This is a genomic window from Pseudoalteromonas sp. SWN29, assembly GCF_015864465.1.
GTDB lineage: Bacteria > Pseudomonadota > Gammaproteobacteria > Enterobacterales > Alteromonadaceae > Pseudoalteromonas.
Genome location: NZ_JADYXE010000001.1, coordinates 105,799 through 127,198, shown reverse-complemented (window position 1 = coordinate 127,198; position 21,400 = coordinate 105,799). Strand labels below are relative to the sequence as shown.

Here is a 21,400-nt window from a genome sequence, read left to right as displayed (position 1 = left end):
TAGTTAATAATTTAACGAGTGGCAGGCTATGCAAAAGACTAAACACTGGCTTTTAAAAAACTTCAAGGGTATCTCTTTTGTTTTATTTTTGATGATGGTTATTAGTTTTAATTTCATTTTGAATGATGCATTACATCAAAAAGTGCATGTTTCTGGGCAGCAGTTTGTTAAACAGGTTTTTGAATTAAATTTATCTCCCTCTATAAATAATGATGTGCTGATCGCATTAGCTAAAAGTGAAGGCTTTATGCTGGAAGTGCAAAAATCTGTAGAGCATTTTAGGTTCTTAGTAAATTTAGAACGCGAAGTTTTTACTTATAAAACGCTAAGTTTGAGCCTCTATCATTACCCTGCATGGGTAACACAAAGTTACTTATTTATATTATTAAATTTGATCATATTAGGTGCTGTTAACTGGTCTTATCGCTGGTGGAGGTTACTAAAAGTAAACCATAAAGTAGCATTTAAAAATCAAGTTATACAACCCACTAAAACGACTCAACAAAAACAGAAAAAAACTCAGCTAATTAAACAAGTGAAAAGCTGCGAGCTAAGCTCTTTATATGGGGCTAATGCAGTATCACATAGTTTATTTTTACTTATTGAGTGTGATTGTAGTTTTGATAAAAAAACGGATAAAGAAGCCAGTTTTAAAGTATTAATTACTAAAAAATTGACCGAACTTAAAGGTGCGTCAGTAAAAGAACTAAATTCTAGTTACTTAGCTGTCACCTTACCAAATATCCCTATTAATGAATTAGATAGCTATATAGAAAAGCTCCATAAAAATTTGTTTTTAATATGTCAAAATCATCAAAAAAATATTACCCATAAAGATATTAAAATAGGGGCGTGTGATTATCAAATAGGCGCTGACCAAGTTACAGTTTATCAGTTAGCAAAATCAGCACTCGTGTTATCGCAAAGCAATTTATTACAGCACTGTCATCGCTTAGCGTTAAATCATTGCCAAGAAAAACTACTCTCTAGTAAGCAAGTTATCGAAAACATTAAAAAAAATAAGTTTATATTATTCTTCCAGCCTTTATTTGAGCTCTCTAGCGGTGAAATTTTACAGCATGAAGCTCTTATCAGGGTTAGGCATAGCCAACTTGGTTTACTGGCTGCTCGTTATTTTATTAAGCAAGTTTATAGTAATCAAGACGCTTTAATATTAGATAAAGCTGTAATAACACAAGTTAAAAAGCTTATGCTGAGTGAGCCTTCAGCTTTGACCGTTAGTATAAATCTACATCCTAAAAATTGGTTTAATAATGCATTTTGGGAATGGGTAACTAATCAAATAGCAGAGCTTAAATTAAATGCTAAATTACAATTTGAAATAAGTGAAATAGAATTTTTTACTCATAGAGAGTTGCTAACTAATGCGCTTAATATAATCAAAAAAGGCCATTCACACATTATAATTGATAATATAAAAAGTAGTGAAAAAGTAGCCATGTTAGTTGGTTATAGCCAAGTGTGTGGGCTTAAATTATCATACGAACTTGTTCATTTATTAAATGAAAACACTCAAAATCAAAAGAAAATAAAAAAAATAGTAGAAGCTGCAAATCTTTTAAATCTACCCGTATATGCGGTTGGTGTAGAGACTCAAAAAGAGCTATTTACCCTTGATAAATTGGGAGTCGTAGGGGCTCAAGGTTTTTACTTTTCAGAACCCCTTCAAGAGTTTACGCAAGCGGTATTTAATTAATTTCTAGATTAGGCCTCTGTATTTTAAGCCATTTAAGCCTTGAAGCCCGCCGGTATGAACGGCTATAATTTGACTCCCGGATGGGAAATAATCTTGCTCAATAAGTTGCCATAATGCATACATCATTTTTCCACTATAAATAGGCTCAAGCGGTAAATTATAAGTGCGGCCCATATCTTGGCAAAACTGCCATAACTCAGGTGAAAACTTACCATAGCCACCACCATGAAACTCTGTGAGTAACTGCCAATTATTTTGGTTTTTAGCTTTGTTACTTAGCTTTTTAATTTCTTCATTTAAATAATCAGCTTGTTTTAATACAGCAACGCCTATTACTTTTGTTGTTGGAGCGCTACCTTCGATTAATCCAGCAAGCGTGCCGCCACTGCCAGTGGGGCAAACTAAGTAGTTATGCTCAGGTAAGCTTTGTACTAACTCTTTACACCCTAATAAGGCGTGCTCATTTGTACCGCCTTCAGGAATTATATAAGCATTGGGGAAGCGCTCTTGTAAAGTATTAAGGTAATCGGTGTCGTGGCGTTTTCGATATTCTATACGGTTAACAACATGTAGGTGCATATCGCATTGCTTAGCAAATTGAATTGTTGGATTGTTGTTATCAAGTTCTGGTCCGCGAATAATTGCATGTGTTTTAATACCAAATTCTTTTCCTGCTGCTGCGCAGGCGTGAATATGGTTTGAGAACGCGCCACCAAAAGTAAGTAGTTCTGTTTTATTTATCTTTTGCATATGCGCTAAATTATATTTTAATTTACGCCATTTGTTACCACTTATTAGCGGATGTAATAGATCGTCACGTTTTACACCTAAATAAATATTTCTCTTTTTTAGAAACGTTGTATCTATTTGTTGAATATGGTTATTTTCGTTTATTTTGAATGATTGATGCATTTTTTATTAGTTTTCAACTTGGCAAAGTAATTAAAATGTACGACACTTGGTTAATACATAATTAACAATAGTAGCTATATGAAAGAAAAGCTGTTTTCTTGGTTAAATCGTAGTTTAGATCCTAATACAGCTATTGGTGTTGCTGCTTATGCAGATACTGTTAACGCAGTATGTTTAAAAAAACAACACGACCAATGGATTGTTCACAGTTCTCACAGTGTAAATGTATCTGAGCAAACCGATTATACCGCTGCTATTGTTGCTTGCACAAATCAAGTTTCTAACGACGTGTGTGCAGTAAATTTAGTTATACCACACTATTTTTATCAAATAGTGCAAATGGATAAACCAAACCTTAGTGATGAAGAGATAATACAGTCACTCCCTTGGACTACAAAAGATTTAGTTGATATAGCTCCTGAGAATATTGTGGCTGACTTTATTGATTACCCAATAACGTTGCCAATGCAAAGCAGCAAAATGAATGTATTTATTACTAACAAACTGCAACTACTTCCGTTTATAGATAGTTTTGAACAAACAAAACCTGTTTTACGTGCAATGACCTCCGAAGAGATGATTTTAGTTACCTTGTTTGGCGCGTATAAAGAAGCGCATATGTTGATTGTGCAACATGCCAATCATGAGCCTAGAATATTAATTATCCGTGATGGGCAATTAGTATTAGCTAGACGCTTAAACGGTTTTTTAGGTATTTCTGATAAAGACCAAAACCAAGAACTAGTAGAAGCCTTAGGATTAGAAATTCAGCGTTCTATGGACTTTTTTGAAAGCCAGCTCAAGCAACCGCCAATTCGAAGTATTCAGCTACAGTGCGATGATTTATCGTCACTCACACTAAGGGCTGGTCTTGCAGAGTTTTTACAAGTAAAAGTTGTAGATTTTGCGCCTAATTTAGAATTAGCAAAGCAATTAGAACCTAACTTCTATTACGCACTCGGTGCAGCCTATCAATTAACAGATCCGGAGTCTGTGCTATGAAAACCCGGATTAACTTTTATCAAAAAACCTTACGCGTTCGGCGAGATCCAGTCCCTTTGTCGGGAATGATTACACTGTGGTTAGGTGCGCTATTAATTATTGCAATCACGTGGGCTTTTTATAGTTATAAAGCCTATTCAAGTGAGCTTGATTTAGAACAAAACAGGCAATACCTCAAGCAAGGAAAAGCTCAGTTAGAAGTTGTAAAACAACAGCTAGCAGAGAAACAAAATAAAACACTATTCATTAATGAGTTAAAAGCACTCCAGCAAGAGGTTTTACACAAACAGCAAATATTTAGCTATTTAGAACAAAGCTCAGATCAATCTGCCACCGATTACGCTCAAGTAATGCAAGATTTAGCAAAGTATCACGAACCTAGTATTTGGCTTACGCATATCAAATTTGTAGGGCAAAGTGTAACTCTTCAAGGACAAACGTCTCAGTCAAAATTTTTACCTATGTGGTTTAATAATTTAAAGCAATCATCTTTTTTTATTGATAAAGAATTTTCAGTTTTAGAACTGTCAACAAAAGATGGTTTGAGTGAATTTAATGTGGCGACCGACCTTACTGATAAAGGCGCTAAACCATGAACAACAAAAAAAATAGCCAAAGTAAAAAGAACAAAGGCTGGTCTATGTGGGCTAAGTATCAAGCGCAATTTGCATCGCTGCAAAAGCGTGAGAAGTATTCAACAGTATTTGTTGGCTTATTTATAGTGATTTATTTAGGACTATGGTTTGTTATTTTTCCACAGCAAGATGAAGTTGCTCATATTCGTTCTGAACAAAATGCAGCGCTGCAGGAGTTGCAGCAAATAAATGCTCAACTCTCTATGTTAGATCAAGCACTTAATCACGATTACACTAAAGTGTTACGCGGTCAAATAGCACAGACAAGAAATAAGCTAGAGGATATAAATAATCAGCTTAATAGTTTTAGCCAAGGCTTTGTTGCTGCTAAAAATGTACCTGCTGTTTTAAAAGATTTACTCGTAGATACTAGCGATGTGAAAGTCAGTAGATTTAATGTAAAACCTGCGCAGGCTATAGATGTTGAAAAACTGGGTGAGCATGATACGCAAACATTATTTTTTGAGCATCAGATGGTGGTTACTTTGGAAGGTAGTTATTTTAGCTTACAAAAATATTTAGCAGCATTAAGAAATAATCAAGAAAAATTGTTAATACAAGAGTTTAGTTATCAGGTACTAACGTACCCACAAGCTGAGCTAACTTTACAAATTGCTACAGTGAGCGCTAATGAAAAATTTATCGCATTATAATTTATGTTTTTTATTACTTTTTTTCACTTTCGCACCCAGTGTATTAGCGCAATTACGTGATCCTACACAACCAAATATGTATGTGAATAACAACAAGAGTATAACTCAAAACACAGAACTTAAATTGCAATCTATTATTAAAAACAGTACCGCATTTAAGGCTATTATTTCTGGCCATATTTATCGAGTGGGTGATGCTGTCGAGGATTTTCGGGTGCTAAGCATAAACTCAAAAAAGGTTGTGCTAGCAAATGACGATAAACAAATAAAATTAGAATTATATGACTATGAAATTAAAAAATAATTTATCTCACCCGTGGCTTGTTCTCCTATTATTGCCTACATTTTTAACGGCTTGCCATAGCTTTAAACCTGGTAAAGAGGTTAAAACGCATATAGAGCAAGAGTTAGCAGTAAAACCATCAGAGGCTAAAGTAATTGCGCCTCTACAAATGCCAAGTGAACTTACACAAAGCTTGTTGTCATCTATAAATAATGAGCAAACAATAAGTGATGATTTATCAATCAAGCGTTTTGATGTAGCTGCAAATGACGTTGAAATAGGTGCTTTTTTTGCAGGTTTAACAGACGATACGCCTTTCAGTGTGGCTGTACACCCAGAGGTAAATGGCACCATTAGTTTAAAGCTTAAAAGCGTGACATTTAATGAAGTGATTGCGGTTATTAAACGTATGTACCCTTTAGATATAGTTAACGAAGGGCGTATTGTACAGGTGCTACCAGCCAAAATGCGCACAGAAACAATACCTGTAAATTATTTAATGATGCAGCGCCATGGCCAGTCCACAGTGAGTGTTGTTGCTGGTGGGGTTAGTCAATTTGCGCAAAGCGGCAGTGGCTCAAGTGGTTCTAGTTCAAGTAGTAGCAATCAGCAAAATAGTGAGTTTGGCGGCGATAATCAAAGCTTAGATTTAAATGGTTCTCGAATCCAAACAATTAATAAAAACGATTTTTGGAAGGAATTAGAAGTCGCCCTTAAGTCGTTAATTGGTGCAAGTGAAGGGCGCTATGTTGTTGCCAGCCCACAAGCAAGTTTGGTAACGGTTAATGCATTACCAAGTGAGATTAGTCAGCTAAAAGAATTTTTACGACAAAGCCAAGAGAACCTGCAACGCCAAGTTATTCTTGAAGCCAAAATAATAGAAGTAACTTTAAAAGACGAGTACCAGCAGGGTGTTAACTGGGAGCGTATAGCGAGTGGTTTAGAAGGCGGTATTTCGTTTGCTACAACAGCGGGTTCTACTATTAGTAATAGTATTTCAGCTGCAATTGGTGGAGCGTCATCGCTAACTATTCAAAAAGGAGACTTTAACGGGGTTATTAATTTGCTAGAAACGCAAGGTGATGTGCAAATGCTATCTAATCCTCGGGTAACCGCAACAAACAATCAAAAAGCTGTTATAAAAGTAGGACAAGATGAATACTTTGTAACGAATGTATCGAGCACAACAGTGACAGGTACTTCAACAACAACATCGCCAGAGATTGATTTAACGCCTTTCTTTTCGGGTATTGCACTAGATGTAACGCCACAAATTGATAAGTACGGTTCAGTAATTTTACATGTTCACCCTTCAGTAACTGAAACAGAAGAACAGCTAAAAGTAATCACATTAGACGATCAACGTTTTGAGTTGCCTCTAGCACAAAGTAACATTCGAGAATCAGATACTGTTATTCGCGCTCAAAGTGGTGAAATAGTTGTTATTGGTGGTTTGATGCAAACATCAACACAAGATGAAGAATCGAAAACCCCCGTGCTAGGTGATATCCCAATTTTTGGCAACTTATTTAAAAGTATACGTAAGCGCCAAGAGAAAAAAGAACTAATTATTTTAATTAAACCAACCGTTGTTATGCCCGATACTTGGAAAAAACAACAAGGCGAAACTCGCAGACTTTTAAATACTTGGTATGAAAATTAACTATGTATTTGCGCTTTTTCAGTTTAAGTGAAATGCCTTTCACGTTAACCCCAAATACGGAGTTTTTTTGTGCGCTTGAACCTCATCACGAAGCTATGCAGGTACTTACAACCGCAATAGAAATGGGTGAAGGGTTTATTAAAGTCACAGGTGAAGTTGGCACAGGTAAAACGCTACTTTGTAGAAAGCTATTAAACCAGCTTGAGCCAGATTACATTGTTGCTTATTTACCTAATTCTTATTTAAGTCCTGAAGAGCTTAGATGGGCCATTGCAATAGAGCTTGGTATGGATGTAGATAAAGCATTAGATCAGCAAGCACTTGGGCAGCTTATAAATCATCATTTATTGGATTTACAAGAAGATAATGAGCGTGTAGTCCTTTTGATAGATGAAGCGCAATGCTTGAGTTGGGAGACTCTAGAAGCACTGCGATTATTTACAAACTTAGAGACAGAAAGTGAAAAGCTAATTCAAGTTGTGTTATTTGGGCAACCTGAACTTGATGAAAAGCTAGCTAATAATAAAGTAAGGCAATTACGCCAACGTATTAGTTTCTCTTATAAATTAAGGGCTATGACTGGTGCTGAGGTTATTTATTATATAAATCACCGCTTACAAGTTGCAGGGTTTAATAGACCTCCTTTATTTAATAATAGTATGGGGCTTAAAATTGCCAGAGCAAGCCGTGGTATTCCTCGGTTAGTTAATATTTTATGCCATAAAGCACTATTACAAGCGTATGGTGAAGGGCTAAATAAAATAACCAATCGCCATATTCAGCTTGCTATAAAAGATACTGAAGACTGCGCAAAATACCGAACAGGTCAGTATTGGAGCTACAGTGCTTTAATGTTTAGTATTTTAGCTATTGCTGCCATCTGGGTATGGAGGCAGTGGTTATGAGCGTTATAAATAATATGCTTAAAAATATTGAACAACGAGAAGCTAAGCAAGTAAATGTTCAAGAAGGCATAAATGTAAAACCAATATATGACTTAAGGAATATTGCATTTAAAGTTGTAATTGTACTTATTATGCTAAGCGTCATTTTTTTAGCGTACTTGTATTTACCGAATGCTGACAAACAAGAAACTCAACGTCAGCCTGCTTTGCTACCGCAAAAAATGGTTGCGGTTATAACCTCTAATTTATCTGACTCTGAAGATGGTGAAAATACTGTAGAGCCTTCAGTTGGACAAGACGCTGTGAAAAAGGTTGTGCAAGTTGAGCCGGTAAATCAAGTAGATAATGATTTGGTTGAGCCTAAGTTGGATGAAGCTACATTGTTAGCTTCTCAGCCAATAGAAGATCCGATTGTAATTGCCCAAGTTAAACAAAGCCCTGAACTAGATAATGATAATGAATTGGCAGCTAGTGAGTTAACTGTTAGCAAGCCAAAAATAACTCCAGTAGCTAAAGCTAAGCCTCAAAATACGATGACTAAAAGTGCGCCAGAAGCCAAGTCGCCACAGGATTTATTAATTGAGCAATTAGCTGCAGCTAAACAAGCAATACAGTTTGGTTTATACAACGAAGCCATTAGTGATTTAAACGCTATTTTAGCGCAATCGCCTTTACACGTAGAAGCCCGAAATTTACTGGCTGCAACCTATTTTAAACAACAAGATATAAATTCTGCGCAGCAGGTTTTACAGGCAGGTATTCGTCAAAGCCCTAACGTACTGGAATGGCGTGTAATGCTAAGCAAAATACTCATTATGCAACAGGAGTATGAAGGCGTATTACTGCTTTTAACTGATGAATTTGAATCTCAAGCGAATCTTGATTTTTGGGTGCTGCAGGGAACTGCTGCTCAAAGTGCGAGTAAGCACCATAAAGCACTTGAAAGCTTTAAACATCTTACACAGCTACAGCCTAGTCAAGCTAAGTGGTGGCTGGCACTTGCAACATCAAAGGATGCATTAGGAGAATATCTTGATGCTAAGCAGCTTTATAAGGTTGCTCTAGATTTAGGTGGATTAAATACAGCTATGACCCAGCATGCATTACAGCGTTTAGTTGCGCTAAAGGAGGCCGTATGAGACCTAGTTTAAAGATGCGCTTAGGCGATTTACTTGTTCACGAGCACATGATCACCGAAGCGCAACTTAGTGAAGCACTAAATGTTCAAGCGGCAACAGGTCGTAAATTAGGTTCGACGCTTATTACACTTGAGTTTATCAGTGAACCACAACTATTGCGTTTTTTAGCGCAACAATTACAAGTGCCTTTTTTAGATATATCACAGCGAAAAATATCACACGATGTATCTAAGCTTTTATCTGAGGTTTATGCGCGTCGTTATAGAGCATTAGTTATTGAAGATAATGGCGACTCTGTTTTGGTTGGGATGAGCGACCCTGCTGATTTAAGAGGGCTTGATCAGCTTGCAACTATGCTTGCTCCTAAACGAATAGACTTAGCCGTTGTACAAGAAAGTCAGATAATGGCTGCGTTTGACAACGTATATCGTCGTACAGATGAAATTACTAACTTTGCAGAACAACTTCATGAAGAATACCAAGATGTAGAAGAGTTTGATTTAAATTCTTTAGGTGACGAAACATCGGATGCAACTGTTGTAAAGTTACTGCAATCTATATTTGAGGATGCTGTACAAGTTCGTGCATCCGATATTCACATAGAGCCAGATGAAGGCTTATTGCGTATTCGCCAACGTGTAGATGGCATATTACAAGAGCATACTCTTAACCAAGTAAAAATAGCATCGGCATTAGTATTACGTTTAAAGCTTATGTCGGGATTAGATATATCTGAAAAACGCCTTCCTCAAGATGGTCGCTTTAATATAAAAGTACGCAGTCATAGCATTGACGTACGCCTATCTACCATGCCTATTCAGCATGGTGAATCAGTTGTAATGCGTTTGCTTGATCAATCTGCAGGATTATTATCGTTAGATGAAACAGGCATGCCAGTACACATATTAAAGCGTGTACGCAGTATTATAAAACGTCCACATGGTATGGTTTTAGTTACTGGACCAACAGGTTCGGGCAAAACAACTACACTTTATGGCGCATTAAGTGAGTTAAACCAACAAGAAAGTAAAATTATTACCGTAGAGGATCCGGTTGAGTATCGTATTGGCCGTATTAACCAAGTACAAATAAATAATAAAATAGGGTTGAGCTTTTCAAGTATTTTACGCACAGCATTAAGGCAAGATCCCGACATTATAATGGTTGGTGAAATGCGGGACCAAGAAACGGTCGATATTGGATTAAGGGCCGCTTTAACAGGTCACCTCGTACTATCAACGTTACATACCAATGATGCAATTACCAGCGCTATGCGCTTAATAGACATGGGCGCACCTGCTTACTTAGTGGCAAGCTCCCTGCGGGCTATTATTGCCCAGCGATTAGTAAGGCGAGTATGCAATGACTGTAAAGTACCTTACCTGCCAGATCGCCAAGAACTAAGCTGGTTAAAATACTTAGGCGAAAATGTTACTGACGCTCAATTTTCTAAAGGGCAAGGTTGCACAGCATGTAATCACAGCGGCTATAAAGGACGTGTAGGTATTTTTGAGTTACTCGAAATGGATGATGCGATGATGGATGCATTGCGCGCTAACGATACACAAGGCTTTGCAAAAGCAGCCAAAAATAGTGCTAACTTTTCACCACTTTCAACAATGGCATTAAATTACGCTAAACAAGGTATCACCTCGTTAGATGAAGTATTTAAAGTGGCTGAGTATATCCCAGAAATAGTAGGGGATATTGATGCAGCTATATAGCTATAAGGCGAAAGACAGCAAAGGTGTATTGGTTAAAGGCCAATTAGAAGCAAACAACCAAGCTGGCGTAGCTGATAGTTTAATAAAACGTCAATTTATACCCATATCAATTTCATTAGTTGAAACAAAAAATAATATTAAAATTTTCGATAACTTGTTTGTCGAAAAAATAACGCTAGACGACATGATTATGTTTTCTAGGCAAATGTATTCGCTACTAAAAGCAGGGATTCCAATTATACGAGCAATGATTGGGCTGGCAGATACAACACAAAATAAAGAATTTAAAAATGTCTTGATGGAAGTTACTCGACAGCTTGAACAAGGCCGTGACTTATCCAGTGCGATGGCGATACATAATGAAGTGTTTAGCCGATTAACAGTGTCAATGGTAATGGTTGGTGAAGGTTCTGGCCGGTTAGAGGATGCTTTTTACCAACTCGCTATTTATTTTGAAAAAGAACAGGAAACCCGAAAACGTATAAAAGCAGCAATGCGCTATCCCACTTTTGTCATTTTGGCTTTAGTAGGAGCCATGATTATTTTGAATATTTTTGTAATTCCTACCTTTGCGAGCATGTTTGCCAAATTTGATGCCGAATTGCCGTTAATGACACGAATATTAATTGGCACCAGTAGTTTTTTTGTTAACTATTGGTGGTTGCTGTTAGTTATGGGGATTGGTGCGGTATTTGCGTGGAAACGTTATTTAAATACAAATGCTGGACGCTTCAAGTGGGATCAATATAAATTAAAAATCCCCTTTATTGGCGATATTTTAAAACGTACGTTGCTTGCACGTTACAGTCAAAGTTTAGCTATGGTATTGCGCTCTGGTGTACCAATGACCACGGGATTATCGCTAACAGCGCATGCTGTAGATAATAGCTATATGGAAAAAGCGATTATAACTATGCGCCAAGATATAGAAAAGGGCGATAGTTTACTTAGAGCGTCAAAAAGCTCTGAGCTGTTTTCTCAGCTTGTGTTACAGATGGTTGCGGTGGGTGAAGAAACAGGTCGGGTTGATGAGTTACTTCAAGAGGCTGCCGATTATTATGAGCGTGAAGTTGATTACGACCTACGTAGTTTAACCGCAAAAATAGAACCTATTTTAACTGTGTTTGTTGCCATTATGGTGCTGATTTTAGCGTTGGGTATTTTTATGCCGATGTGGAACATGATGTCAGCGATTAAAGGTAATTAACCAAGTGATAGCATCAAAGGCTTACTCAAAAGGTTTCTCATTATTTGAGTTAGTTATTGTTGTTATTTTATTGGCAGTAATTATGAGTTTTGCTATACCTCAATATATAGGTATTAAAAATCAAGCTCATAATGCGAGCGTAGATGCTATCGCAGGTGGTTTTTCATCAGCCGTAGGCATGGTTAGAGGTCAATGGGAATTAGAGGGAAGGCCAAATAGTAGGTCAAATAAAACATTTGTTAATTATGGAGGAGTAATAGTTGGTGTTGATGGAATGTTAGGTACACCAACAAGTGATGAAACAGAAAAAAAAGATACTCGTGCAGAAGCTGTAAATGTTAATAAATGCCGCCAAGTATTAAATGTAATTTTACAAGATGCACCCAGTAGTACGTTAAGTAATGAAATATCAAGAATAAAAAGTGTAAGTTTTTTAGTTAGGTACAATGCAGAAAGTACGCAATGCGTCTATTATTTAACTCATACCCTTGATATTAAAAATATACCTACCAATACGGGTGAAATATTAGGGTTAACAGGTTTTTCATATTTTGCTAAAACAGGCAAAGTAAAAATATTTAAAAATTAAGTAATTAAAAAGAGGCTTACTTATGAAAACGCAATCGTTAAAAAGTTTACCAATGAATAAACAAGCAGGTTTTACACTTGTTGAATTGATCATCGTAATTGTTATTTTAGGCATTTTAGCTGTTACTGCAGCACCTCGCTTTTTAAACTTGCAAGGTGATGCCAATGCTTCAACACTTGAAGGCTTACAGGGCTCTATTCGCAGTGGTATGAATATCGTAAACGGTAAATCTATTATTGCTAGTGATCACAAAAAAGCAACGGCTACAGTTACTGTAGATACAGGTGATGCAGTTGATACAGTTTATGGTTACCCTGCAGCAACAGAGGCTGCCTTTGAAGCATTTTTGGATGTCGATTTCGATGGTACTGGAGCTGATATAGCAGACTTTAATTTTGTAGAAACGACTAATGGTACTAATGGTACTACTGATGCTGGTGCCGTACCAAAAGTTACTCTTTACCCAAACAGCTATACTGCAACAGGGGACTCAGCTACAGATGACAAATGTCGTATTGAGTATACTCAAGCAACGGCGACTACTGGGCCAGTGATAGTGACGCCGCCTAAAGTTGAGCTTTTCATAGAAGGTTGTTAATTACATAAATGAAAAGCAGTAGTAAGCAACGATTGCGTGGCTTCACACTCATTGAGTTAATTATTACTCTAGTGATATTGGGAATACTGTCGGTAACGGCAGTTCCCAAATTTCTGGGTAGCTCAACAGAAGACGCCTATTCGTATCGAGATCGTGCTTTAAATGCACTGAGAACAGTGCAGCTACGTGCCATGCAAAATACAGCAATGGCAAGTTGTCATACCCTTTATATAACCTCCACACTTATTGCTCCCCCCACACCCGATACATGTATCGGTGGAGCTGATGCTAATAACACTGATCATTTAGTGGTACAAATAGACACACAAAGAAGTGATATAACCTTTAATGCTTTAGATAGTAACGCGAATATATTTACCCAAATTAGTTTTGACCCTTTAGGTAAATCAAATCAAACTTGTACTACGCAATGTCGAATAGATGTTGGATTAGCAGGCGTATGTATCAGTGGTGAAGGGCTTATCTATGCGTGCCCTTAGAGTGAAGGGTTTTACTCTAATAGAGCTTATTATTGGCATAGTCATGTTTGCTATTTCGCTTAGCATTATTACCGCTTTAATAGCCCCGCAAGCCAAAAAAAGTGCAGAGCCAATAATTGCTTTAAGAGCATCTGAATTTGGTCAATCATTAATGAACGAAATTCAAAGTAAATCGTTTGATGAGCACAGCGATAGAAGCGCTCCTTTTAGGCGTTGCGGCGAAACAACCTTAGGTGCAGAGCCCTGTACAGCAGCAGGCGATTTAGGCACCGACTCAGAATCTCGAACTAGTTATAACGATGTAGATGACTATATTGCACTTTCTAACCAACCTATTACAAATAGTTTAGGTGAGGTGTTAAGTCAATACAGCGACTTTAATTTAGTTGTTACCGTTGAGTACGATAGCGACTTTAATGAATCGACCACCAACGATGGCACAACCTTTAAGCGCATTACTATTGAAGTAACATCACCTTTAGGTGAGGTTTACGGCTTTAGTGCATATAAAGGGAATTACTAATGCAAAGAGCTAAATACCAAAATGCATTTACACTTATAGAATTGTTACTTGTTATGATTATTATTGGCATTTTAGCCGTAAGTGCGTTTTCGTTTATTAGTGCAGGTGTCAGTATTTACTCACAGGGTGTTAAGCGCCAAGAAGCGGTTGCACAAGCTCGTTTTTTAATAACGCGACTCAGTAAAGAGTTGCGCCATGCTACGCCAAATTCTTTAAGGCTCTCTTGCGATAATAATACTAGCGGGGCGTGTAGTGCGCAGCAGTGTTTAGAATTTACGCCATTTTTGTCGGCCACTCACTATACAAATTACCTACCTACCGTAGCACCTTTTAATGTTAGCGCTGTTGATTTTGAACTTAATAATTTAACGCAGCCGCAAGCTGGAGATTGGGCAACGATATACCCGTTAAGCAGTGCTGATATATATGATGAAAATAATAATAAGCGCTTAAAAGTATCTGCATTTAATAGTTCAGCGAGTGCAATTGATGAGTGGCAATTTAATAAAGCATTTGCCCAAGAGTCGCCAAGTAAACGCCTTTATTTGCTTTCAGAACCGGTAAGTTTTTGTGTTGAAGGGCAGTATTTATATAGATATACCAATTACGGTTTTACTGTTAATCAATTAGATGCCGTGAGCTTACAAATAAGCAGTGGTGTTAAACGTGATTTATTAGGTATTTATATTGCAAATAATTTAGCGAGTGATTTGTTTTTTACTCTTGATGCGCTCTCCTTACAAAGAAACGCTGTGCTTAACGTAAATGCGCAAATGCAATTTAACGATACCGAAGTAATGAACTTTAACCATGAGGTGCATATTCCTAATGTACCTTAAAAAAAATTCTCACAGAAAAGCCTTACCCAGTAAGCAAAAAGGGAACTTAATAATTGTTTCTTTAGTAATTATTGTTGCTTTATTAGCGCTAGGGTTAGCATTAGTTAAAGTGCTTTCTGGTGCATCACAACAAAACACGATTGAGTATTACGGCGCTCGCGCTTATATGGCGGCGCAAAGCGGCCTTGAAAGTGGTTTAACACAACTATTTCCTGTAAATAGCTCAGTTCAAAGCTGTGCATTGGTTACTACTGATCTAACTTTCCAAACTGCATATTTAGCTAACTGTAAAGTAGTGATAAGTTGTGATGAATATATAGACCTACCCGACAGCAGTACAGCAAATGGGCTTGTGAATATATATTATCTACAAAGCAGTGCAACGTGTGCTGCAATTGATTGTCCAGCAGGGAGTAGCTGCAGAAAAGACTATTGGCAAACACAAAGAACACTAAGCGTAGAGGCTAAAACGTTACCATGATGAAAAATGCATTAGTCATTATATTTTTTAGCTGCGTGTTGCTTTGTAATTACGCAAACGCGGTACCGCCTAAAATTGAAGGACGCTATATTGAGCTACAAGACACATACACATCACCTATTTGGACAAAAATAAATTTTCAACAGCAGTACATAACACCTCCTGCTGTTTTTATGCTCTCAACAAACCAAGGCGGAAACCCCGCAATAATAAGAATACGTAATATAACTACAACCAGCTTTGAGGCACTACCTCTTGAGCCTTCGGGTGAGGATGGTGAGCACGTTACGATGGGAGCTCATTATTTGGCTGTTGAATATGGCGTACATGAGTTTCCTGATGGAACAATCATGGAAGTAGGAAGTACCGATTTACTATTAGAGCTACAATATGGTCCTAAGTCAGGTTTTTCCCCATTTACTCCTAAAGGTTATAAGTCTTTAGTATTCGCGGAACCATTTACTCAAAGGCCGAACTTTTTCCATTCATTACAAACGCTCAACAGCATAGATAGTAACCCACCTACTCAAGCATTAGTGCCTTTTTTGACCGTTGCAGTAGAAAGTAATTCTTTATCTGCTAGCGGCGTTAATATTGCCTTAGAAGCTTCAGAAACAGCACTCGGCGTTATAAAAAGTGAGACGGTTGCTTATATGGCTGTTGAGCCTGGAAGTAACCGCGTATTTACAGACGATAATGGACTTGAAGTGTCCTGGGAAACATTTTTTACCGGTTTTGAAGTTGACGGTTGGAGCAATGGCTGTAATTACTTTAGTTTTACTAATAGCTTTAGTGTGGCTCCATTAGTTGTAGCAAGTAAAAACTCACGCCGAGAAGATGACGGCGGTTGGCTACGCAGCTGTAACTTAAGAACAAATAGGTTGGGCTTGGTTGTTGATGAAGACCGTGATGGCGATAACGAGCGCCGTCACGTAAAAGAAGAAGCTTCAATACTCGCTATGACCAGTACCTTCGTATTTAATGGTGATATTTTAGATTGTGATACGTTATTCCCGGGCGCTATTTCTACTTATAATAACGGTGAGGTACAGTTGGTTCAGGGGGTAGAAATAACAGACGGTAATGCACAGTTTGTCACAACCACGAATTTAATCTCTACAGCGCTGACGAGTCCTCCTTTATGTAATGGTCAAGCATGTGTTGCTGGTGGCTATAACTCTTTAGAGCCTAATCAAGCGGCGCAAGTACCAACGGTTACAAACGATGGTAGCTCAACAGGGCCAGTACCTACTTCCTTAGCTGGCGATTATTACTATGATGAGTTGCAGTTAAGCATGCTGGAAACAGAGTACCGAGTAACAGCGCCTACACGTATTTTTTTAAAAGACACCACATCACTTTTATCGACTTCATTTTTGAATATAGGTAAAACAAATATAGTGGTAGAAACTGGTGCATATTTAGCTATTTATGTTGATGGAGCGATTGCTATTGCAGCAGATGCCAATATTGCGGCCTACATTGTTGCCACTGGTGAGGTAAGAATTGCACAAAATGTAACGTATCAGGGGTCAATTACATCGGCTACTCAAATTATTACCGAAGGGAGCTCAACGTTTGACGCTCTACCAGTACCAGAGAGTATCCCTGGTTTTTGTGGCATTTATACACCAGAAACACTGGATCATTATCGTTTAACAATCAGCGATAACAAAGGTCTAACGTGTGAAGCTAAAGAGATGACACTCACAGCGTGCGCAAATGACGCCTGCGATTTATTATTTGCAGAGCCATCTAGTTTAAACCTTTCTCCAGATAATAGTGGGCAACAAAGCTGGGTTACGGGAGAGAATATTAATTTTACAGGCTCAACAACTGTTAAGTTTGCCAAACGTACAACTGGTAGCGTCACATTTGGGTATAACACTGCAGATCCTTCGGCGCCTCTTCGTTGTTACATCGGTGGTAATAATGTTGGTTTGAGCGGCTGTAAAGTCACATTTTCTGATGCAGGGTTTATTTTTAATAACGAAACCGATGGTAATACTACAATTCCTACTCAGTTATCAGCTAAGCCTTCAAATACTGGATTTAATGCAAAAGCGCTATCTATTCAGGCGGTAAAAACAAATACCACAACAGGAGTATGTGAAGCCGCATTTCCCGCTGGTGGCGATGTAAGCCTAGACTTATCGTATACATGCAGTGCTGGTGCAAGTTGCTCTGATACAGTATCACTTAGTAATAACAATAATAACTTTGCTATTGAGCAAGCAGCTAAATCGTTCACGCTAAACTTTGATAGTGATTCTAAAGCCCCGATTGTTATAAATTATCCTGATGCAGGAAAGTTGAGTTTAAATGTAAAAACCAACTTAATTTTAGATCCGATTACTAACCTGTCAGTAAATCTAACAGGTAGCTCAAATGAATATGTTGTAAAGCCATTTGGATTAGCAATGAGCGTTGCAAGTGATGGCTATGCAGCAAACGCTAATGGGAGCTTATTTAGATTAACGGGCGAAGCATTTGATTTAAAAATGAATGCAGTGCAGTGGCAAACAGGGCAAGACACTAACAACGATGGTTTTCCTGACAACTACAGCAATATTACAAATAACACCATTGCCAAGCATTTTATTACAGAGCAACCGCTTGTAGAGGCATCGCTTAAAGCGCCTACACCAGGCATTTCAGGTACGCTTGAAGCGATGAGTACATCACCCTTTAGTGATACAGGTAGTTTGAGTGAATCCGTATCGCAATATAATTACGACCAAGTTGGCATTATTGATTTAATAGCAGGCCTTCAAGATACCGATTACTTTGGTGCGGGAGACGTAAAAGGTGAACTATACAACGTTGGCCGCTTTGCACCTTCACAGTTTCAAATATTAGGTGTGCAAGCCGCAGCGCAATGTACACGTTATGGCAGTAATTTAACTTACCTCGATCAACCTTTTGAACTTGGCTTTACAGTACAGGCACAAAATCAAAATGGTGAGCTAATGGCCAATTATAAAGAGGGCTTTGATAAGTCCAGTGTAGCCATCAATGCCGAAAATAATGAAGTAGCTAACTATATACCCGCAACTAATTTTGCTAGCCGCTTAGTAAACCTAGGGAATAATAACTGGGGAGATATAAGTGACGGCCAATGGCAAATGAGCCAAATAAATACCACACTTAAAAGATTAGGTGTAGGGCAGCCAGATGGGCCATTTGCCATGGTTAGTTTAATGGCAACGCTTTCTAACATAGAAGGGGCAACACTAATTGATGCAAACGATAAACCAAACACACAAACAGCATGTTCGGGTGGTTGTAATAGCGTAAGACTAAATGACTTACCAATAGAGTTTAGGTTTGGACGTTTAGTGCTTGGCAATAACGCAGGCTCCGATCTCGACCCTTTACTTATTCCTATGCAGGCTCAGTATTACAACGGTAGTGGATTTGTGAATAACGCTGAAGATAACTGTAGTGTGTTTGATCATACCCAAATCACTCAAATATCACCTAGTAGCCCGCAATTGGGCTATGAATATGGAGGTGGAGCATCAGGTCAATTAGAAGCGGGAGTGTATCCTGCAAACAATGGCATTTATGCACAACCAAATGGTTTGGGCGAGTTTACCTTAGAATATAATACTTATGATTGGCTAAAGTGGGATTGGCAAGGTGATGGTACACAACTTAATCCTCGTGCTATTTTACAATTTGGCCGCTTTAGAGGAAATGATCGGGTTATTTACTGGCGTGAAACACGCGAATAGTTGTAAACTAAGATAATAATTGAACAAAGCTTGTGTTTTGTGCTGCAAGTACATAGCATAAGGCTTTAATTATAAAAAATAATAACGACCAAATAATTGCCGCTTTTTGGGACTGAAATATATGCGAATTACCCCTTTATCTCTGTTAGTTTCAGCTAGTTTATTAGCCAGTAGTGCATTTGCACAAGACACAGCTACAGTAACTGGAATTGACTCAGAGATTAGTGTTAAACAAACAGAATACGATAACTCGACAAGAATACTTGAAAAACATCTTAAAGAAGAAAGTCAGTTACAAAATCAACTAGAGCTACTTCGTTCTCGTTCTACCGAGCTAGATAAAGAAAAAAACCAAGCGCTCGATGCAATGAACGAAATGTACCGTCGTTTAATTGATGATCCCACTATTAATATTAGTGCTGCACAATCGCGCTATCAAAAAGCAGTGGTTGATCATAAGCAAAATAAAGATGATATTTCTATGCAGTTGGCGGCAATTGCATCCCACCGTAAAGACATAGAACAAATTCGTGTTGCTAAACATGCGCTTTTAAATACGTTAGAAAGTTTAAAAGAGCAGTTAACAACAGCCCGCGTAGAGCGTTTACGTAACGAGTTTACACGTGAAGGCACACTTGAGGTTAATCACACTATTAACTGTAAGCGTACAGAAACGCTAGCAGCGTGTGAGCAACGCGGTCAACAAATGGGTCTACAAAAAGCGACTAAACGCTTTGTTGATCAAATATTTGCAAACTTAACAGAAGAACGCATTGTTGAACCAAAACGTAATTTGGCGGGCGCTCAAGTACAAATATTAAGTAGCCACGTTGTTAACAGTGCATTTAGCGGCCAGGGTAACTACAACGTTAACTTAAGTGTAACTATGCGCGGCGAAGTTAACAGCAGTCGTTTATGTAGCTTATTAAGTATAGATAACCGCTATTGTTCTGAGTACGGAACGCCACTTACGGCTGCTTATCAACCCGCTTATGGCACAACATTTACTGATAGTCAGTTAACATTCAGTAATACCAAGGATAATGCCAACACAGTATCGGTTTCTCGTTTAAATGAGCAACCAGTACGTGATTATTCAATTAAGTCGGCACCGGTAAAAAGAGACTACTCTTCTATTGCCAATAAAAAGCAGGATCAGTCTGTAGAATTAACACTACGATCTAATGTTTATGACGATGAAGTGTTTATTGATGGTGTTAGCTTTGGTTCTACACGCTTAATAACGCGTTTACCGCGTGGTGTTCACAACGTTGAAATACGTAAGTTAGGTTATAAACCTTACCAAGCTCGTGTTGATTTAAACAAAGCACAAACAATTAATGCAAATTTAGTAAAAAAGCCTAAGTCGATTGCTGCACCGACCTATACTCGAGAGCAACCAGAAGTAACAGCACGCCAGGTCAGTGAAAACGTTAATGTATTAAATGCAAACGTAGAAACTCCAGTTGTGGTTATTCCTGCAGGCAAATTTAAAATGGGCGATATTAATGGCAATGGTTTAGCCAATGAGCGCCCAGTTATTGAAAAAGTAATAGCAAATTCTTTTGCTATGCAAAGCAAAGAAGTAACCGTAGGTGCCTACGAAAAGTTTGTAGCAAATACAGGTTATAAAACCCAAGCGGAAAAAAATAAAGGGTGTGCGTATTATTTAAATGGCGAACCAGTATGGGAAGCAAATTTAAATTGGCGTAATCCTGGTTTTGAGCAAGGCAGTGACTTTCCTGCGGTATGTTTAACTTATAACGACGCAAAAGCTTATGCTGAGTGGTTATCGGGTCAAACAGGGCAGCAATTTCGTTTACCGAACGAAGTTGAATGGGAATACGCAGCACGCGCTGGAACCGAAACAGAATACCCTTGGGGTAACGAAATTGGTAAAAACCTAGCTAACTGTGGTTGGTGTGGTAGTGAGTGGTCAAACAGACGTGCCTCGCCAGTAGGTTCTTTTTCTCCAAATGCATTTGGATTATACGATACCGTAGGCAATGTATGGGAATGGACCGATAAAGAATCAGGTGAGTCTGATGTAGCAGTAAGAGGCGGAGCGTGGAACTTTGCACCAAGCCTTGCTCGTGCGTCTACGCGTTTAATTTTAGCGCCTGATTTTAGATCTAACTACATTGGTTTTCGCTTAGTTCGCGAACGATAAAACTTAATTAAGGAAGCTTTGCTTCCTTTTTTCACAAATTCACAAAGGCGCTGCGCTTTATATTGCTCATATAGTTGAGCATGTTAAAGTGAGGCAGCTAATATAAGAACGTATTTCAAAGGT

19 protein-coding genes are annotated in these 21,400 nt (G+C 38.0%); 18 read left to right on the top strand and 1 reads right to left on the bottom strand.

The window, feature by feature from the left end; translation table 11 throughout:
- Nucleotides 1-28: 28 nt before the first annotated feature.
- Complete coding sequence (locus tag I6F53_RS00540) at nucleotides 29-1,717, top strand: EAL domain-containing protein (RefSeq protein WP_197238178.1); 1,689 nt, start codon at nucleotides 29-31, stop codon at nucleotides 1,715-1,717.
- A 3-nt stretch (nucleotides 1,718-1,720) separates the two neighbouring features.
- On the opposite strand, the gene I6F53_RS00535 is transcribed toward I6F53_RS00540, so the two are convergent.
- Nucleotides 1,721-2,629 (bottom strand): 1-aminocyclopropane-1-carboxylate deaminase/D-cysteine desulfhydrase, encoded by a 909-nt coding sequence (locus I6F53_RS00535; RefSeq protein WP_197238177.1) that lies wholly within the window; start codon nucleotides 2,627-2,629, stop codon nucleotides 1,721-1,723.
- Nucleotides 2,630-2,707: 78 nt separating this feature from the next.
- Here I6F53_RS00535 and I6F53_RS00530 point away from each other — a divergent pair, with 78 nt between their 5' ends.
- The 17 genes from I6F53_RS00530 to I6F53_RS00450 all read left to right on the top strand — a co-directional run bounded on the left by I6F53_RS00530 (nucleotide 2,708) and on the right by I6F53_RS00450 (nucleotide 21,277).
- Nucleotides 2,708-3,631, top strand: coding sequence for an MSHA biogenesis protein MshI (locus I6F53_RS00530; protein ID WP_197238176.1), 924 nt, complete (start codon nucleotides 2,708-2,710; stop codon nucleotides 3,629-3,631).
- Nucleotides 3,628-4,227: a PilN domain-containing protein gene (locus I6F53_RS00525; protein ID WP_231616499.1), complete on the top strand. Its 600-nt coding sequence runs from the start codon at nucleotides 3,628-3,630 to the stop codon at nucleotides 4,225-4,227. The genes I6F53_RS00530 and I6F53_RS00525 overlap by 4 nt, the downstream gene beginning before the upstream one ends.
- On the top strand, nucleotides 4,224-4,919 hold the full coding sequence (locus tag I6F53_RS00520; protein ID WP_197238175.1) for an agglutinin biogenesis protein MshJ: 696 nt from the start codon (nucleotides 4,224-4,226) through the stop codon (nucleotides 4,917-4,919). Before I6F53_RS00525 ends, I6F53_RS00520 begins: the two co-directional genes overlap by 4 nt.
- On the top strand, nucleotides 4,897-5,223 hold the full coding sequence (locus I6F53_RS00515; protein WP_197238174.1) for an agglutinin biogenesis protein MshK: 327 nt from the start codon (nucleotides 4,897-4,899) through the stop codon (nucleotides 5,221-5,223). The genes I6F53_RS00520 and I6F53_RS00515 overlap by 23 nt, the downstream gene beginning before the upstream one ends.
- The gene (gene mshL, locus I6F53_RS00510; protein ID WP_197238204.1) at nucleotides 5,207-6,865 is read left to right on the top strand and encodes a pilus (MSHA type) biogenesis protein MshL; all 1,659 of its coding nucleotides are present in this window, start codon (nucleotides 5,207-5,209) and stop codon (nucleotides 6,863-6,865) included. The genes I6F53_RS00515 and mshL overlap by 17 nt, the downstream gene beginning before the upstream one ends.
- A gap of 2 nt (nucleotides 6,866-6,867) precedes the next feature.
- On the top strand, nucleotides 6,868-7,770 hold the full coding sequence (locus tag I6F53_RS00505) for an ExeA family protein (RefSeq protein ID WP_166419742.1): 903 nt from the start codon (nucleotides 6,868-6,870) through the stop codon (nucleotides 7,768-7,770).
- Complete coding sequence (locus I6F53_RS00500; protein WP_197238173.1) at nucleotides 7,767-8,909, top strand: tetratricopeptide repeat protein; 1,143 nt, start codon at nucleotides 7,767-7,769, stop codon at nucleotides 8,907-8,909. The genes I6F53_RS00505 and I6F53_RS00500 overlap by 4 nt, the downstream gene beginning before the upstream one ends.
- Nucleotides 8,906-10,633 carry a GspE/PulE family protein gene (locus tag I6F53_RS00495; protein WP_197238172.1) on the top strand — a complete coding sequence of 576 codons (1,728 nt, stop codon included), beginning with the start codon at nucleotides 8,906-8,908 and terminating at the stop codon, nucleotides 10,631-10,633. The genes I6F53_RS00500 and I6F53_RS00495 overlap by 4 nt, the downstream gene beginning before the upstream one ends.
- Nucleotides 10,620-11,840 carry a type II secretion system F family protein gene (locus tag I6F53_RS00490; RefSeq protein ID WP_197238171.1) on the top strand — a complete coding sequence of 407 codons (1,221 nt, stop codon included), beginning with the start codon at nucleotides 10,620-10,622 and terminating at the stop codon, nucleotides 11,838-11,840. The genes I6F53_RS00495 and I6F53_RS00490 overlap by 14 nt, the downstream gene beginning before the upstream one ends.
- 4 nt (nucleotides 11,841-11,844) lie before the next feature.
- Nucleotides 11,845-12,429: a pilus assembly FimT family protein gene (locus I6F53_RS00485; protein WP_197238170.1), complete on the top strand. Its 585-nt coding sequence runs from the start codon at nucleotides 11,845-11,847 to the stop codon at nucleotides 12,427-12,429.
- Between the two features lie 22 nt (nucleotides 12,430-12,451).
- Nucleotides 12,452-13,027: a prepilin-type N-terminal cleavage/methylation domain-containing protein gene (locus I6F53_RS00480; protein ID WP_197238169.1), complete on the top strand. Its 576-nt coding sequence runs from the start codon at nucleotides 12,452-12,454 to the stop codon at nucleotides 13,025-13,027.
- Between the two features lie 8 nt (nucleotides 13,028-13,035).
- Nucleotides 13,036-13,527: a type II secretion system protein gene (locus I6F53_RS00475; protein ID WP_166419748.1), complete on the top strand. Its 492-nt coding sequence runs from the start codon at nucleotides 13,036-13,038 to the stop codon at nucleotides 13,525-13,527.
- Nucleotides 13,514-14,050, top strand: a complete 537-nt coding sequence (locus I6F53_RS00470) for a prepilin-type N-terminal cleavage/methylation domain-containing protein (protein WP_197238168.1) — start codon at nucleotides 13,514-13,516, stop codon at nucleotides 14,048-14,050. The genes I6F53_RS00475 and I6F53_RS00470 overlap by 14 nt, the downstream gene beginning before the upstream one ends.
- A complete protein-coding gene (locus tag I6F53_RS00465; protein WP_197238167.1) occupies nucleotides 14,050-14,889 on the top strand; it encodes a PulJ/GspJ family protein in 840 nt (279 codons plus the stop codon). Before I6F53_RS00470 ends, I6F53_RS00465 begins: the two co-directional genes overlap by 1 nt.
- A complete protein-coding gene (locus tag I6F53_RS00460; RefSeq protein ID WP_197181169.1) occupies nucleotides 14,879-15,370 on the top strand; it encodes an agglutinin biogenesis protein MshP in 492 nt (163 codons plus the stop codon). The genes I6F53_RS00465 and I6F53_RS00460 overlap by 11 nt, the downstream gene beginning before the upstream one ends.
- A complete protein-coding gene (locus tag I6F53_RS00455; RefSeq protein WP_197238166.1) occupies nucleotides 15,367-19,107 on the top strand; it encodes an H-type lectin domain-containing protein in 3,741 nt (1,246 codons plus the stop codon). The genes I6F53_RS00460 and I6F53_RS00455 overlap by 4 nt, the downstream gene beginning before the upstream one ends.
- Before the next feature lie 121 nt (nucleotides 19,108-19,228).
- Nucleotides 19,229-21,277: an SUMF1/EgtB/PvdO family nonheme iron enzyme gene (locus tag I6F53_RS00450; RefSeq protein ID WP_197238165.1), complete on the top strand. Its 2,049-nt coding sequence runs from the start codon at nucleotides 19,229-19,231 to the stop codon at nucleotides 21,275-21,277.
- Nucleotides 21,278-21,400: the final 123 nt, after the last annotated feature.

Bases quoted from the DNA above. Each gene is read 5' to 3' on its own strand.
- I6F53_RS00540 (WP_197238178.1), top strand. From the start codon at position 29: ATGCAAAAGACTAAACACTGGCTTTTAAAAAACTTCAAGGGTATCTCT.
- I6F53_RS00535 (WP_197238177.1), bottom strand. From the start codon at position 2,629: ATGCATCAATCATTCAAAATAAACGAAAATAACCATATTCAACAAATA.
- I6F53_RS00530 (WP_197238176.1), top strand. From the start codon at position 2,708: ATGAAAGAAAAGCTGTTTTCTTGGTTAAATCGTAGTTTAGATCCTAAT.
- I6F53_RS00525 (WP_231616499.1), top strand. From the start codon at position 3,628: ATGAAAACCCGGATTAACTTTTATCAAAAAACCTTACGCGTTCGGCGA.
- I6F53_RS00520 (WP_197238175.1), top strand. From the start codon at position 4,224: ATGAACAACAAAAAAAATAGCCAAAGTAAAAAGAACAAAGGCTGGTCT.
- I6F53_RS00515 (WP_197238174.1), top strand. From the start codon at position 4,897: ATGAAAAATTTATCGCATTATAATTTATGTTTTTTATTACTTTTTTTC.
- mshL (WP_197238204.1), top strand. From the start codon at position 5,207: ATGAAATTAAAAAATAATTTATCTCACCCGTGGCTTGTTCTCCTATTA.
- I6F53_RS00505 (WP_166419742.1), top strand. From the start codon at position 6,868: ATGTATTTGCGCTTTTTCAGTTTAAGTGAAATGCCTTTCACGTTAACC.
- I6F53_RS00500 (WP_197238173.1), top strand. From the start codon at position 7,767: ATGAGCGTTATAAATAATATGCTTAAAAATATTGAACAACGAGAAGCT.
- I6F53_RS00495 (WP_197238172.1), top strand. From the start codon at position 8,906: ATGAGACCTAGTTTAAAGATGCGCTTAGGCGATTTACTTGTTCACGAG.
- I6F53_RS00490 (WP_197238171.1), top strand. From the start codon at position 10,620: ATGCAGCTATATAGCTATAAGGCGAAAGACAGCAAAGGTGTATTGGTT.
- I6F53_RS00480 (WP_197238169.1), top strand. From the start codon at position 12,452: ATGAAAACGCAATCGTTAAAAAGTTTACCAATGAATAAACAAGCAGGT.
- I6F53_RS00475 (WP_166419748.1), top strand. From the start codon at position 13,036: ATGAAAAGCAGTAGTAAGCAACGATTGCGTGGCTTCACACTCATTGAG.
- I6F53_RS00470 (WP_197238168.1), top strand. From the start codon at position 13,514: ATGCGTGCCCTTAGAGTGAAGGGTTTTACTCTAATAGAGCTTATTATT.
- I6F53_RS00465 (WP_197238167.1), top strand. From the start codon at position 14,050: ATGCAAAGAGCTAAATACCAAAATGCATTTACACTTATAGAATTGTTA.
- I6F53_RS00460 (WP_197181169.1), top strand. From the start codon at position 14,879: ATGTACCTTAAAAAAAATTCTCACAGAAAAGCCTTACCCAGTAAGCAA.
- I6F53_RS00455 (WP_197238166.1), top strand. From the start codon at position 15,367: ATGATGAAAAATGCATTAGTCATTATATTTTTTAGCTGCGTGTTGCTT.
- I6F53_RS00450 (WP_197238165.1), top strand. From the start codon at position 19,229: ATGCGAATTACCCCTTTATCTCTGTTAGTTTCAGCTAGTTTATTAGCC.